Origin of the sequence: Streptomyces spirodelae, from assembly GCF_017676385.1 — a bacterium.
Lineage (GTDB): Bacteria > Actinomycetota > Actinomycetes > Streptomycetales > Streptomycetaceae > Streptomyces > Streptomyces spirodelae.
The window spans coordinates 139244-151955 of sequence record NZ_JAFFZN010000020.1 but is presented as its reverse complement, the minus strand read 5'-3'; the positions used below and the strand labels follow the sequence as shown (position 1 = coordinate 151955).

The following is a 12712-nucleotide window of genomic DNA, read 5'->3' as shown; positions in this document are numbered from 1 at the left end:
CCCGAAATCGATCATCCCGGATAGCCACTCACCCCTCGGGCCCTGACTCGTCAGGGAGCTTCACAGCTTCGCCGGCAGGTGGAGCACCGTCGTCAGTGGTGGGTCGAGCCGACCGTCAGATGACCGTGCGGCCATGCGGCGGCCGTGCTCGACCACGCTCTGGGTGAGCGCGTTGAGGAGCGGCAGCACATCCGGTTCCTCGCCCACTACATACAGCGTGCCCGCTTCGGCGATGAAGGATTCCAGCGCGAGGCGATCGGCTCGTTCGGCCGAGCACGCGTTGCGCACATGGAGCCGGCCGAGCGGCGCCAGGGCGCCTCGGATCAACGCGACGGCGTCGGCGCGGACCTGGGGATGCCCGGCGAGTGCGGCCTCCAGTTCACCGGCGGCGCCGGAGCTGGACTTGGGGTGCGTACGAAGGATCTGCACGGCGTCAGCCGTCTGGCCCGTGGTGGCGAGCGCCCAGCGGTGGACCTCGCGGAACGGCCGCTTCTCCAGCGCGGCGGCGTGCAGCCAGCAGCGGAGCACGGTCTCGGCCGTCGTATGCACGGTGGCGTCGATGGGACGGGGCGAGCGCAGCGGCGCCAGAAGAGCCGCGGCGCGGGACGCAGCCGTGGCGCGGTCGGCGCAGCCGTGGTGCGGGGACCAGCGCAGCCGGTCCGGGGTGTCGCAGGCGTGCGTCGGGTCGAAGAGGTGGACGGGGCCGAGCTTGGCGCGTGCCGTCTTGGTGGCTGCCCACAGCGCGGGTGTGGGCGCGCTGACGAGCGCGGCGCCCGGAGCCTCCAGAATGTGCGTCACCGGGTCGCCGTCCTCGTCCCGTTCGACCCGACCAGCGTACGTCGTCCCGTCGGCACGCCTATCGCTGCCGTGGTCGGCCATGGCAGCTGCCCCGGCCGCGCCGAGAAAGCCGGGAGCCAGCGGACTGAGGGAACTGGCGGGACCGCCGGGGCCGCGGGAAGTGCCGCTGGTGGGGCCGCCGGAAGTGGTGGGGCCGCCTGGGTTGCTGTTTGGCAGCTGTTCCGCCGGTGCGGGGGCCTCTTCCGGCTCGCCGCGGCCCACTCGCCCCCCGGGCTCCCCGTGCACCGGGCGTCCGGTCTCCGCCCCCGTGTGCTCCCGCAGCGCCTCGCCACGTCCGGCATCCTCCTCCTGACGCCGTTCCCCCTTCCGAAGCCGTTCGCCCTCCCGTCCGCTGTCCCGGCCCCAGCCCCCGTCCCGTTCGCGCAGGATGCGCCTGGCCCTTCGTACGGCCCTGGCGCGGGCGATCGTGCCCATCACAAAGATCGTGAGCACTATCAGGACCATCAGCTGACTGATGAAGATCCCCCAGAACAGGCCGTAGCCGGGCAGCTGTTCCGACGGGGTCGAGGGCCAGGCGCCGGTGATGTCATGGGGCTCGGTGACCAGTTCCCGTACGGCGAGCGGGGTCTTGCCGAAGGTGACATCGTCCGGCCAGGCACCGTGGGTGAGGAGGCCGGCCAGTCCCGTCGCCGTCCAGACGAAGACGGTGAGGCCCAGCAAGAAGGCCAGCACGCCCACCAGGAGGCCGTCGGGGATGCCGCCACCGCCCCCACCGGCGGTGCGGCCCTGCGGGTGCGGTTCACGGCCGGGGTGGTGGCCCGGGTGACGGTGGCGCTCGCTGTCGTCGTATGGCATCGGTACCGGTATTCAACCGACGCCGGGCGGTTGCGGCAAGATCCCCTCCAGGTCAGGCGACGCCCGAGCCGGGCGAGGCAGGGCCGGACGGTGCCCGTTCCATCGCCAGGGCCCGCGCTTCGGTCTCGGCTTCAAGGTCGGCCTCCAGCGCCGCCTCGAACGACGCCGCCTCCGCCATGTCGGCGTCCAAGGAGCTCTCCGTCATGGCGCGGTCGGTGAAGACGAGCGGCCGTTCGGCCTCGGTCACCAGGTGTTTGACGACCTGCACATTCCCGTTGACGTCCCAGACGGCGATGCCGGGGGAGAGGGTGGGGATGATCTCCACCGCCCAGCGTGGCAGGCCCAGGACCTTGCCCGTCGCGCGGGCCTCGTCCGCTTTCTGGGCGTAAATCGTTCTGGTGGAGGCCATCTTGAGGATCGCTGCGGCCTCGCGGGCCGCGGCGCCGTCGACCACGTCGGAGAGGTGGTGGACGACGGCGACGAAGGAGAGGCCGAGGCGGCGGCCGAACTTCAGCAGCCGCTGGAAGAGCTGGGCGACGAACGGGCTGTTGATGATGTGCCACGCCTCTTCCACCAGGAAGATGCGCTTGCGCCGGTCGGGGCGGATCCAGGTGTGCTCGAGCCAGACTCCGACGATCGCCATCAGAATCGGCATGGCGATGGAGTTGCGGTCGATGTGGGAGAGGTCGAAGACGATCAGCGGCGCGTCCAGGTCGATGCCGACCGTGGTGGGGCCGTCGAACATGCCGCGCAGGTCACCGTCGACCAGCCGGTCGAGCACGAGAGCCACGTCCAGGCCCCAGTCGCGTACGTCGTCCAGGGCGACGTTCATCGCCTCCGCCGACTCCGGCTTGGGATGGCGGAGCTGCTCGACGATGTCGGTGAGCTGCGGCTGGCGGTCGGTGATGGTGGAGTTGACGTAGGAGTGCGCGACCTTGAGGGCGAAGCCGGAGCGCTCGTCGAGGCCGTGGCCCATCGCGACCTCGATGATGGTGCGCAGCAGTGCGAGCTGGCCGGTGGTGGTGATGGCCGGGTCCAGCGGGTTGAGGCGGATGCCCTGGTCGAGCGCTGCGGTGGGGTCGAGGCGGATCGGGGTTATGCCCATCTCCTCCGCGATCAGGTTCCACTCGCCGACGCCGTCCTCGCCCTGCGCGTCCAGGACGACGACCTGGCGGTCCCGGAAGCGCAGTTGACGCAGCACATACGTCTTCTCCAGCGCCGACTTGCCGTTCCCGGATTCGCCGAGCACCAGCCAGTGCGGGGCGGGGAGTTGCTGCCCGTAGAGCTGGAAGGGGTCGTAGATGTAGCCCTTCCCGCTGTAGACCTCGCGGCCGATGATGACGCCGGAGTCGCCGAGCCCGGGTGCGGCCGTCGGCAGGTAGACGGCCTGCGCCTGGCCCGTGGACGTACGGACGGGCAGGCGGGTCGTCTCCGTCTTGCCGAACAGGAAGCTGGTGAACGCTTCGGTGATCGCGGACAGGGGGTCGAGCGCGGCCATGCTGGCTACCTCCGGCCTGGAGCGGCAGTGCGGGGGCGGAGCGGCGGAACGGCGACGGAACAGGTGGGGGTCACGGGGATCTCCTCAGTGCCGGATGCCGGTGGCGAAGGGGAGCGTGTTCACGAAGGCGCGGTGGTGCTCCCTGTCGCACCACTCCAGCTTCAGATAGCTCTTGCCCGCCGAGGCGCGGATCGTGCGCTTGTCCCGGGCCAGCGCCTCGGGGGAGCGGGACGACACGGTGAGGTAGCCGACGAGGTTGACGCCCGCAGCGCCGGAGGCCAGGTCCTCGCCGCGCTGGTCGACGCGGCCGTGCGCGGCGATGTCCCGCGGGTCGACGGTGCGGTTCATCTTCGCCGAACGGCTCGCCTCGGCCTCGTCGTTCGTCTTCTCCGTCAGCATCCGCTCGATGGCCAGCTCGGTCGGCTCCAGGTCCATCACCACGGCGACCGTACGGATCACGTCCGGGGTGTGTACCAGCAGCGGCGCCAGGAAGTTGACGCCCACCGGGGTCATCGGCCACTCCTTGACCCACGCCGTGGCGTGACACCAGGGCTCGCGGGTCGTCGACTCGCGGGTCTTGGCCTGGAGATACGTGGGCTCGACCGCGTCCAGCTCGGCCGGCCAGGCGTTGCGCTTGGACATGGCCTGGATGTGGTCGATGGGGTGGTCCGGGTCGTACATCGAGTGGATCAGCGAGGCGAGCCGGGCCTGGCCGAGCGGCTGCCGCACCCGGATGTCGGCCTCGGTGAGCCGGGCGCAGATGTCCGTCAGCTCGCGGGCCATCACTATGGCCAGGCCCTCGTCCCTGGTCAGCTTGCGGCCTGCGGTGCGCCGCGCCGCCTTGGCGATGGTGGAGCCTTCGGTGGCCAGTTCGCGGCCGTAGGGCATACAGGCGACCAGATAGGCGCGGTGCTGCTCGCTGGAGGTGGAGACCATCGACAGCAGCTGGTCGTAGGAGGAGCGCAGCCAGCCGGCGGCCCGCTCGTTGCCGCGCTGGGTCACGTCCTTGGCGTGGGCGTCCGGGTCGGCGGGCAGCGTACGGGCCAGCATCTGCAGCCGCGTCACGTAGCCGTCGCCGTTGGCCACATGCTTCAGCAGGGTGCCGAAGCGCTCGACCAGGGCCTCCTGGTCCTCGCTGTCGCGCAGCCCGACGCCTGGGCCCTCGATCTCGATGGCGGCGGTCACGGTGCGGCGGTCCGCGTGCAGCAGTACCGCGATCTCGTCCGGACCGAACGGCGCCGACAGCCAGTTGATACGGCCCACACCGGGCGGCGGGCCGATCTCCACCTCGCGACCGTCGAGCATGGTGCCCGCCTCGACAGCGTCCGAACGATATGTCGTACCGCGGCGCAGCAGCCGCTTGTAGGAGCGGTTGATCTCGAACCACCTGTAGAACGTCCGGCCCTTGTACGGCACGTAGACGGCGGCCAGCGCGAGCGCCGGGAAGCCGACCAGGGCGGGGATACGGAACGAGAGGACGGGGATGAGCAGGCCGCTCACCATGCCGAGGAAGGCACCGACGACGATCAGGGCGATCTCGCCCGTCTCGCGGTTCTTCCCGACGATGGCGTTGGGCCGGGCCCTGCCGATCATGTACGTACGGCGGGGCGAGCCCATCGAGGACCCTGCTGTGTGGGACGGGGTCGTCATCCGCGGTCACCTCCCGGACTGCCGGGCTGACGGGGTTGGGTCCGGCCCGAACCCGCGCCGGTCCGGCGGGGCGGGCGGGCCGAGTGGGGGGTCGTCGCGGCGGGCGCGGCCGGTGCGGCCTGCCGGGGTGGCGGCGCCTCGTCGGCGCCCCCACCGCCCGCGCGGGAGCTGTGCGCCGCCACGCCGCCGGTCACGGCCGAGCCGGCCGGTTTGCCGCCGCCGCTGTCGCTGGATGAGGCGGTCGCGGCGGCGCCGCCCTGGCCGCCGCCCCCTCGGCCGCCGTGGGTGTTGATGCCCTGGCGGACGAGCGCCGCCGGTGAGGAGACCACAGCGGCGGCGCCGCGGGAGGCCGTACGGGCAGCGTTGCGGTGGGAGGCGATGTCGTCACCGAAGCCCGGAACGAAGCGGTAGATCATCGCGCTGGCGAAGATCGCCAACAGAATGATGGCCAGCCCGGAGACGACCGCCGAGACGGAGTCCGGACCGTCGCCGCCCGCGAGCGCGCCCGCGAGGCCCAGCACGATCACGATCACGGGCTTCACGAGGATCACAGCGATCATGATGCCCGCCCAGCGGCGGACGTGTCCCCACAGATTCTTGTCCACCAGGCCCGCGTAGACGGCGGTGCCGAGGAGTGCCCCGACGTACAGCAGCGCGGCGCGTACCACCAGTTCGAGATAGAGCACGCCCGCCGCGATGATCGACACCAGCGAGACGACGATCAGCATGATCGGCCCGCCGCCGATGTCGTCGCCCTTCTTCAGCGCCTTGGAGAACGTGCCGAAGAACGCGTCGGTCTTGTCGGAGGTGCCCGACGCGATGACTTCCGTGACCTGGTCGGTCGCCGAGACGACCGTGTAGAGGATCAGCGGAGTGAAGGCCGACGCCAGCACCGTCAGCCAGAGGAAACCGATCGCCTCGGTGATCGCCTCCGTGAACGGCACCCCGCGCACGGCGCGTTTCGCCACGGCCAGCAGCCACAGGGTGAGCGTCAGAATCGTCGAAGCGGCGAACACGACGGCGTACTGGCGCAGGAACTCCGGGTTGGTGAAGTCCACCTTCGTGGTCGTATCCACGAGCTTCGCCAACTTCGAAACCGTCCAACTCGCCGCCTCGGCACAGCCTTTGGCCAGGGAGGAGAGGGGGTCGGTGGCGGCGGTCGGGTCATCCAACGGGTTGGAGGGAGATTCGCCGTCGCCTCGGTCGCAGTCCTCCTGCCAGGGGCCGGGAGCGTTGTTGCATTCGTCCTTCGGCTCGGCAAGCGCCCGGCTCGCGAAGAGGACAGCGGAAGTCTGCAGGGCCGCCATGAGCGAACCGACGGCAAGGAGACGGCGCTTGGGGTCAGCGGGCATACGTGAAGCCTCCGAACTTTTTCACGGCGTCGGAGATCTCCTCCGCCCCCGAGGCCCTGTTGTCGCCGTTCACGGGAGCAGGGCCTTGCTTCTGCGTGAAGTCCTGCACCTTCCAGTCCCCGTCGGTCCACGTGAGGTCGAGAGTGAGTGTGAACCAATCATTTCTGACGGGGTTGGTGGACTTCTCACCGGCGTTGCCGAAGACGCCCGTGCACCACACGTCGAGCTTCGCTGTGTTGTCGTCGTACTTGCGGACGTTGGTTCCCACGGGAACGGTGCGGGAGATGAATGTCGCACCCTTCGGGGGGTTGCCGTCCTCGTCGAGTCCCACGCTGGAGAGCAGCTTCGGCGAGTACGCCTTCTTCAGACGTTTGATGGTCGAGTCCACCTGATCCGGTGCGAACAGCTGCCGGACGATCTTCTGGCGTGCAGCGGGCTTCATCATGTCCGCGGACACCAACGCGACGGCGTAGTTGGCTGCGGCGCTTTGGGCGCCCTGCTTGGTGTGGGGGAAGCCGGAGGGGAGGGTGTCGCCGGTGGTCTTCACGGGTTTTTCACCGGTGGGGGCGGTCGGCTGGGCCTGGGCGGCGGCATCGTTCTTGCCGGAGGAGGCGGCGCCGCCACCCCCGCCTCCGCCACCATCACCGTCGCCGCGGTTGGCGAAGGCGATGGCCGCGATGAGGAGGACGACCACGGCGACGACCGTCACCAGGCTCCGGCCGGGCCGGGTGGGTGGACGGTTGCCCCCTTCGCTGCCGGGTAGCCGTGTTCGAGTCGTTGTCCGTGCGCCGTCCTGGGCGCCGGGCACGCCTTCGCTGGTACGAGTACGCGCGTCGTACTCGTCGCCGCCGCCGATGTTCATGCCCGTCTGGCCCCCTCGACCTCTGTCGCTCAACTGCCGTCACTGCATTGTCTCCTCAGATGACGGTAGCGGTGTCACACCGCGCATGTGCCGTGTGCAAGCCAGGTGCCCGGCAGCATTTCGAACGTCGCGCTGGTGCGCCGTCTGTGTTCTTGCCGCTCAGCGCTGGATTACGCGGCCGGGGTGGGCGGCAGCCGCGCACTGGTGCGCCCCCGGTGCTTCTCCCCGTCCCCGTGGGGAGGTTCAGGTATTTGAGTATCCGTACCCATGTGCGGGTGTCCGGGGCGCGGCAGGCTGCGGGTATGACTGATGTGACTCCTTCCGTCCAGAGACCTACCACCATGGCGTTCTTCGTGCAGTCGGCGGTTGCGTTCGGGGTGTCGCTGCTCGCGCTGCTCGTCGGGATCGCCCGGCTGCCGGTGGGCCAGTGGGAGCGCGGATATATCGGGCTCGGGCTCATCTTCGTGGTCTCCTCCGCGTTCACGCTGGCCAAGTGCGTGCGGGACCGGCAGGAGGTGTCGGAGGTGACGAACCGGGTGGACAAGGCACGGATCGACAAGCTGCTGACGGAGGTCGACCCGTTCGGCCAGGGCAAGGCGTGAGCCCGAGCCCGAGCCGGAACCCGAGCCGGGGCCCGAGCGCGGTGGGTCCGTGGCCTCACCGCGCGTCCCTCTGACGGCCTTCCCTTCGCGGGACCGGCCTCCCGGCCGGCCGACGACCGGCCGACGACGGACCTCAGGGGCGCTTCTGCGGCCCTGTGGCGGGCTCTTGAGCCTCCGGGTGGGTTGCGGTGGTTGCCCTGCTTCCTGGGCCTCGTACGGGTCCTCGGCTCTTCCTCGAGCCCCGGGACGGGACCCTGGCTCCGCTGGGCTCCTCTGGCAGACGGACCGCGGCCACGGCGCCACAGAGCCGGGCGGAGGCCATCGTTACCGTCCCGGCGCCGGGCGGAGCCTATTCGCGTTTGCGGGCCAGCGTCACGCCGTCGCGGAGGGGCAGCATGACGGATTGCATGCGGGGGTCCGCGGTGATGGTGTCGTTGATCTGGCGGATGGCGATGTCCGCCTCGTCCTGCGCGGCCGGGTCCACGACGCGGCCGCTGCGCAGCACATTGTCCAGCACGATCAGCCCGCCGGGCCGCAGCCGGGGCACCAGCGCTTCGTAGTACGCCGGGTAGCCGGCCTTGTCCGCGTCGATGAACGCGAAGTCCACGAACTCCTCCTGGGGCAGCTCGCCCAGTGTGGTGAGGGCGGGCGCGAGGCGGAGGTCGATGCGGTCGGTGAGGCCGGCGCGCTGCCAGTAGCGGCGGGCGATGGACGTCCACTCCTCCGAGACGTCGCAGGCGATCAGCCGCCCGTCCGAGGGGAGTCCGCGGGCGATGCAGATGGAGGAGTATCCGGTGAACACGCCGACCTCGACCGCGGTCCTGGCACCCGTCAGTCGGACCAGCATCGTGAGGAACTCGCCCTCGTCGTGCGTGATCTGCATGGTGGGGAATTCCGGCACGCGCTCGTGGGTCTCCTCGACGAGGTCGCGGAGGATCTCGTCGGCCGGCGTGCAGTGGGCCAGCAGATAGTCGTCGAGGGCGGGGTTCACGATGTCCATGGAGCTCCAGGTGAGCGGGCGCGGGTGGACGCGGGTGCGTCCGTGGGTCGACGGCGGGGCGGCAGCCCGTGGTGCGGCCTGCCGTTGCAGGTCGCTAGACCGCCATGCCGTAGACGATGGTGAACAGGGTGCCGAGCGAGCCGATGATGAACACGCCGGTCAGTCCGGCGACGATCAAACCTTTCCCCTGCTCGGCGCTGAAGGTGTCGCGGAGGGCCGTGGCGCCGATCCGCTGTTTGGCAGCGCCCCAGATGGCGATGCCGAGGCACAGCAGGATGGCCACGGCCATGATGACCTCGATCATCACTCTTGCCTCGTGGCCGAGGGAGCCGAACGGGCCCCAGTCCGGCGCGATGCCGCCGATGATGGTGGTGATATCGCCTTTGTCAGCCGCCAGGAACATGGTGAACTCACCGCCTAGTTTCAAGGTTTGTCTCTGACGGATTGTGCCACGGCCCGGTGACAACGGGGGCGTCCAGCTTGCCCGAAGTGGCCCCGGTTGGTGGACGGCCAGGGTGGGTTGATGGGTGTGATGAGGCTGTGTGCGATGAGGCCCCGGGCTTGGAGTCCGTGGGCCGGCGGCGCGGAGCATCCATTGCTCGGTCGTACCTCTGTGCGCCCCTGGTGAGCCTGGTGTGGAGCAGGGTGCGAGGCGGCGTTCACCCCCGCGCCCGCTGTCCGCCGTTCCGCTCCGGGGCGCGGCCTGGAATGATGGTGCCGTGTGGTCGGCGTGACCGAACTGGTGTCCTGTGGGGGAGGGTTGGGGAGTGCGCCGTAGAAGAGCGTGGCTGCTGGCGATCGGCGGCGGGCTGGGAGCCTTCTCCCTGTTCGTCGCGCTGCTCGTGGTGGGCACGTATGTGGCGTCCGCCAGCCTGCTGGGCGTGGGCGGCGGGGCCGTCGCGCTCGCCAAGGGCGCTGTGCCCGCTGCCTACGCGGGACTCATCCAGAAGGCCGGCAACATGTGCAAGGCACTCAACCCCGCGCTGCTGGCCGCACAGCTCAAGCAGGAGAGCGGCTTCAACCCCAAGGCGCAGAGTCCCGCCAAGGCGCAGGGCATAGCCCAGTTCATCCCCGCCACCTGGGCGACGCACGGTCTCGACGCGAACGGCGACGGCAAGAAGGACGTGCACGACCCGGAGGACGCCATTCCGTCCGCCGCGAGCTACGACTGCAAGCTGGCCGAGAACGTCAAGGGCGTGCCGGGCAATCTCACGGACAACATGCTCGCCGCCTACAACGCGGGCCCCTATGCCGTCATCAAGTACGGCGGGGTGCCGCCCTACAGCGAGACGAAGAACTATGTGGCCACCATCCGCAGGATGGAGCAGAGCTTCGCCGCGTCCACCGGGCGGCTGAGCCCGACCAAGCAGGGCGCGGGAGCCATCGCCTTCGCGCAGAGCAAGCTGGGCACCCCGTATCTGTGGGGCGGCAACGGTACGCCGGAGCAGGGTGGCCGGTTCGACTGCTCGGGTCTGACGAAGGCGGCGTACGCGAAGGTGGGCGTCAAGCTGCCGCGGGTGGCCAACGACCAGTACGACACCGGGCCGCATCCCAAGCGCGGTGAACTCCTGCCGGGGGATCTGGTGTTCTTCGCCCACGACCTCACCAACTCCCGGACCATCCACCATGTGGGCATCTATGTCGGGGGTGGCAAAATGATCAACGCTCCCTACACGGGAGCGAAGATCCGCTACGACCCCATCGACAGCCCTGACTACTTCGGGGCGACTCGGCCGTCTGCCAAGTGACCCGGGTGAGCTTGTGCGTGCAGCGCAGGGATTGCGTCAACAATCCGTGAGGCGTAGGCCCTGAGCTGCGGCTACGGGTCACCCTTGGGTAACGTCCTGGTGATCTTTCGGTAAGAACGGAACGGTTCACCTGACGCAGCGCGTTTTTCTCCACGGAATGGGACTTCCGCACCGCGACCACGGGGGGTCGTCAGCGCAGATCCAGCGATGAGCACACAGCCGAAGTGAGGGGCCGCACCGCGATGGCACTCTGGGACAACCCTGATGTCGAACTGCTCTACGAGATCAACGGGCTGGCCAAGGACGCACCCACCTGGGCCGACCGGGCCATGGAGTACATCGGGGAGTACGGCATCGCCGTGGGGCTCGTCGTACTGGCCCTGTGGGCCTGGTGGGGAGTCACCCGTAAGAGGGAGAGCCGGGACGAAGCGCTGAGCGGTTTCGCCGGGCTGGTCTGGGCCCCGCTGGCCGCGCTGATCGCACTGGCCGTCAACATCCCCATCCGGGGCTTTGTGGAGCGGCCGCGCCCCTTCCTGGAACACAAGGGCTTGGAGGTCCTCGTCGCAGGCAAGACGGACTTCTCCTTCGTCAGCGACCACGCCACGCTCACCATGGCCATCGCGGTCGGCATCTTCATGGTCCAGCGCAAGCCGGGGCTCATCGCCATCGGCCTGGCCGTGCTGGAGGGCTTCTGCCGCGTCTACATGGGAGTGCACTACCCCACCGATGTCGTCGGCGGGCTGGCGCTGGGCACCGCGGTGGCGCTGCTGCTGGCCCCCGTCGCGATGTGGGCGCTGACGCCGCTGGTGCGGGCCGTGGCCGGCAACGCACGCCTGGAGGCGCTGCTGTGGGCGGGCGCTGCCGCGGCCGCCGTCGGTGCGGCCGCCGCGGGCGGCGGGGCGAGGAGCGGGCGCGACGGCGGGGCGCGGCGCCGGACCGGGGACCGCGACCTGGCCGCGTGACGGCCGGTTCCGAGAGCTACAGCGCCCCCGCCGTACCCTCCGGCGGGGGCGTCGCCGTGTGGCCGCCGCCGTGCTCGTGCTGGTGATGGGCGTGGCCGTCCTCGCGGGCGCGGTCGCGGGCGCGCCGTGCCGGGCCTCGCCAGCCGCAGGTGCAGATCGCGGAGCAGAAGGAGCCCCGTTCCGTCAACGACGTTCCGGGCGGGGCCACATGAGCCACCTGGGACGGATGGGGCGTCGGGTGCGTCGGGTCCGGCTGGTGTTCGGGAACTCGCTCTCGCACGTGACCACCGTACTCGGGCCGTGACGGCGTTCACAGGGGCCTCGTTGAACCGTCGAATCCGCCACCGGCCCGCTCACCGGCCGGCGGCGACCGGCAGCGAGGGGTCGGCTGGAGATGGCAGTGCGGCGGCAGTCCCGAGGCGGCACGGTGCCCTTCCCACTCGTGGTGGTGACGCTCGGCGCGGTGCTGCTGTCGGTGGCCGGGTGCTCGGCCGAGAGCGGGGTGGTGACCGCACAGCCGCCCGCCGGGTCCGCGGGCCCCGGCCGGGCTGCCGTGCTCGCGGCGGCCGGTGAACTGGCCAGGGCCGGGACCGCGCGGGTGCGTACGGCCATGGAGATGGTCACCGGCCATACGCGGGTCACCATCGAGGGGCGCGGGGCCTTCGATCTGGCGGCCGGCACCGGGCGGCTGCGGGTCACACTGCCGCCCGGTGCCGACGGGACGCCTCCCGGGGAGCGCAGGCTGGTGCGCGAGCTGGTCACGCCGGGCGCGCTGTACATGCGCAACCGCGCGGGCGTGCCGGCCGACAAGTGGGTGCGGGTGGACACCACCGGGCTGCGGGACGGAAACCTGGTGACGGGCGGCGCCACCGACCCGGTCACCGCGGCGCAACTGTTGCGCGGGGCACGGCAGGTGGCGTACGAGGGCGTCACCGAGCTGGACGGCAGCCGGGTGTGGCACTACAGCGGCGTGGTGGACATCGAGCGCGCGGCGGCCGGTGCCCCACCGATGGCCCGGCGGCGGCTGGAGGCCGCGGAGAAAGGGTTCTCCGGGCATACGGTGCCGTTCGACGCCTACCTCGACGGGCAGGGGCGGCTGCGCAAGGTCCAGCACCGCTTCACCTTCGCCGCCGACCCGGACAGCCCGCCCGACGCCGACTACACGGTCTCCTCGACGACGCGGCTGTACGCCTTCGGTACCCGGGTGCGGATCAGGATGCCGGAGCCCGGCGACATCTGGACCGGGGAGATCGCCGCACCGTAGCGCCCCCCGATGCTGCCCTCAACGGCGTTCGACCGCCGTCTCGTGCGGTAAATGATTCGGAAGTGCCGTGCACGCGGGCGGCGGTCTCCCTAGGCTGGGAGGCTGGGCCAGGGCCCGACCG

The 12712-nt window shown here is 70.5% G+C and carries 12 protein-coding genes; 4 read left to right on the top strand and 8 right to left on the bottom strand.

Annotation, left to right across the window (positions count from 1 at the left end):
- Positions 1 to 60: 60 nt before the first annotated feature.
- The 5 genes from JW592_RS21510 to JW592_RS21490 form a co-directional block, all read right to left on the bottom strand.
- A complete protein-coding gene (locus JW592_RS21510) occupies positions 61 to 1653 on the bottom strand; it encodes a hypothetical protein (protein ID WP_209266825.1) in 1593 nt (530 codons plus the stop codon).
- A gap of 52 nt (positions 1654 to 1705) precedes the next feature.
- On the bottom strand, positions 1706 to 3151 hold the full coding sequence (locus tag JW592_RS21505) for an ATP-binding protein (protein ID WP_209266824.1): 1446 nt from the start codon (positions 3149 to 3151) through the stop codon (positions 1706 to 1708).
- An 84-nt stretch (positions 3152 to 3235) separates the two neighbouring features.
- Positions 3236 to 4801 (bottom strand): SCO6880 family protein, encoded by a 1566-nt coding sequence (locus tag JW592_RS21500; RefSeq protein ID WP_209266823.1) that lies wholly within the window; start codon positions 4799 to 4801, stop codon positions 3236 to 3238.
- Positions 4798 to 6153 carry a hypothetical protein gene (locus JW592_RS21495; RefSeq protein WP_209266822.1) on the bottom strand — a complete coding sequence of 452 codons (1356 nt, stop codon included), beginning with the start codon at positions 6151 to 6153 and terminating at the stop codon, positions 4798 to 4800. Before JW592_RS21495 ends, JW592_RS21500 begins: the two co-directional genes overlap by 4 nt.
- Complete coding sequence (locus tag JW592_RS21490) at positions 6143 to 7015, bottom strand: DUF8175 domain-containg protein (RefSeq protein WP_209266818.1); 873 nt, start codon at positions 7013 to 7015, stop codon at positions 6143 to 6145. The genes JW592_RS21495 and JW592_RS21490 overlap by 11 nt, the downstream gene beginning before the upstream one ends.
- A gap of 341 nt (positions 7016 to 7356) precedes the next feature.
- On the opposite strand from JW592_RS21490, the gene JW592_RS21485 reads away from it, so the two are divergent.
- Positions 7357 to 7617: a YiaA/YiaB family inner membrane protein gene (locus JW592_RS21485; protein WP_372446549.1), complete on the top strand. Its 261-nt coding sequence runs from the start codon at positions 7357 to 7359 to the stop codon at positions 7615 to 7617.
- Between the two features lie 349 nt (positions 7618 to 7966).
- On the opposite strand, the gene JW592_RS21480 is transcribed toward JW592_RS21485, so the two are convergent.
- Complete coding sequence (locus JW592_RS21480) at positions 7967 to 8617, bottom strand: O-methyltransferase (protein ID WP_209266815.1); 651 nt, start codon at positions 8615 to 8617, stop codon at positions 7967 to 7969.
- A gap of 94 nt (positions 8618 to 8711) precedes the next feature.
- Positions 8712 to 9020, bottom strand: coding sequence for a DUF8827 family protein (locus JW592_RS21475; RefSeq protein WP_016472248.1), 309 nt, complete (start codon positions 9018 to 9020; stop codon positions 8712 to 8714).
- Positions 9021 to 9384: 364 nt separating this feature from the next.
- Between JW592_RS21475 and JW592_RS21470 the strand changes: the two genes are divergently transcribed.
- Positions 9385 to 10365, top strand: coding sequence for a C40 family peptidase (locus JW592_RS21470; protein WP_307805493.1), 981 nt, complete (start codon positions 9385 to 9387; stop codon positions 10363 to 10365).
- Between the two features lie 242 nt (positions 10366 to 10607).
- Complete coding sequence (locus tag JW592_RS21465) at positions 10608 to 11327, top strand: phosphatase PAP2 family protein (RefSeq protein WP_209266811.1); 720 nt, start codon at positions 10608 to 10610, stop codon at positions 11325 to 11327.
- A 16-nt stretch (positions 11328 to 11343) separates the two neighbouring features.
- Here the strand turns inward: JW592_RS21465 and JW592_RS21460 are convergent, their stop codons facing one another.
- On the bottom strand, positions 11344 to 11607 hold the full coding sequence (locus tag JW592_RS21460) for a hypothetical protein (protein WP_209266834.1): 264 nt from the start codon (positions 11605 to 11607) through the stop codon (positions 11344 to 11346).
- A gap of 114 nt (positions 11608 to 11721) precedes the next feature.
- Here JW592_RS21460 and JW592_RS21455 point away from each other — a divergent pair, with 114 nt between their 5' ends.
- A complete protein-coding gene (locus JW592_RS21455; RefSeq protein WP_209266810.1) occupies positions 11722 to 12591 on the top strand; it encodes an SCO4651 family lipoprotein in 870 nt (289 codons plus the stop codon).
- Positions 12592 to 12712 lie beyond the last annotated feature (121 nt).

Coding starts and splice junctions, on each gene's coding strand:
- JW592_RS21510 (WP_209266825.1), bottom strand. CDS start 1,653: ATGCCATACGACGACAGCGAGCGCCACCGTCACCCGGGCCACCACCCC.
- JW592_RS21505 (WP_209266824.1), bottom strand. CDS start 3,151: ATGGCCGCGCTCGACCCCCTGTCCGCGATCACCGAAGCGTTCACCAGC.
- JW592_RS21500 (WP_209266823.1), bottom strand. CDS start 4,801: ATGACGACCCCGTCCCACACAGCAGGGTCCTCGATGGGCTCGCCCCGC.
- JW592_RS21495 (WP_209266822.1), bottom strand. CDS start 6,153: ATGCCCGCTGACCCCAAGCGCCGTCTCCTTGCCGTCGGTTCGCTCATG.
- JW592_RS21490 (WP_209266818.1), bottom strand. CDS start 7,015: ATGAACATCGGCGGCGGCGACGAGTACGACGCGCGTACTCGTACCAGC.
- JW592_RS21485 (WP_372446549.1), top strand. CDS start 7,357: ATGGCGTTCTTCGTGCAGTCGGCGGTTGCGTTCGGGGTGTCGCTGCTC.
- JW592_RS21480 (WP_209266815.1), bottom strand. CDS start 8,617: ATGGACATCGTGAACCCCGCCCTCGACGACTATCTGCTGGCCCACTGC.
- JW592_RS21475 (WP_016472248.1), bottom strand. CDS start 9,020: ATGTTCCTGGCGGCTGACAAAGGCGATATCACCACCATCATCGGCGGC.
- JW592_RS21465 (WP_209266811.1), top strand. CDS start 10,608: ATGGCACTCTGGGACAACCCTGATGTCGAACTGCTCTACGAGATCAAC.
- JW592_RS21455 (WP_209266810.1), top strand. CDS start 11,722: ATGGCAGTGCGGCGGCAGTCCCGAGGCGGCACGGTGCCCTTCCCACTC.